The organism is Bradyrhizobium sp. 35 (genome assembly GCF_023073215.1).
GTDB lineage: Bacteria > Pseudomonadota > Alphaproteobacteria > Rhizobiales > Xanthobacteraceae > Bradyrhizobium > Bradyrhizobium canariense_D.
In genome coordinates this window covers 1-511 of sequence record NZ_JADPJC010000089.1, presented here as the reverse complement: position 1 = coordinate 511, position 511 = coordinate 1, and the positions used below count along the sequence as shown (strand labels likewise).

At 60.7% G+C, this 511-nt stretch carries 1 pseudogene; it reads right to left on the bottom strand.

Features of this window, described 5'->3' with window-relative positions:
• Positions 1-511, bottom strand: a pseudogene (locus tag IVB36_RS19395) (IS5/IS1182 family transposase); the annotation flags it as partial.

Here is a 511-nt window from a genome sequence, read left to right as displayed (position 1 = left end):
GAAGCCCTCGGTGCCAGCGAACGACCGGGCAACGTCTCGGGCATGCTCATGGATATCGCGCGGGATCTTGCGTGATGGTTCCTTTGGGCAGCACTGCGGCTTGAGCGGGCATACATCGCAGTCGAGCTTGCTTGCACGATACAGAAGGGTCTTGCCCTCGTGCACGGTACCGCTCGTCCCAAGCCGCTTACCACCCGGGCAGTGGTAAACGTCTCCGATCGGGTCATATCGAAAGTCGCTCCGCGAGAAAGTGCCATCATCCCGCTTCGACTTATCGAACACAGGGATATGTGGCGCGATGCCCTTCTCCTCGACCAGCCAGTTCAGCATTGGAGCCGCTCCATAAGCGGTATCCCCGACAAGTCGCTCTGGCTTGGGACCGAAGCGCTCCTCGGTCCGTTCGATCATGGTCTTTGCTGCACCGACCTCGGCCTGGCGAATGGCGCGGGAGGCCCCGACATCCACGATGACGCCGAACTTCACGTCGATGAGATAGTTGTCGGAGTACGCG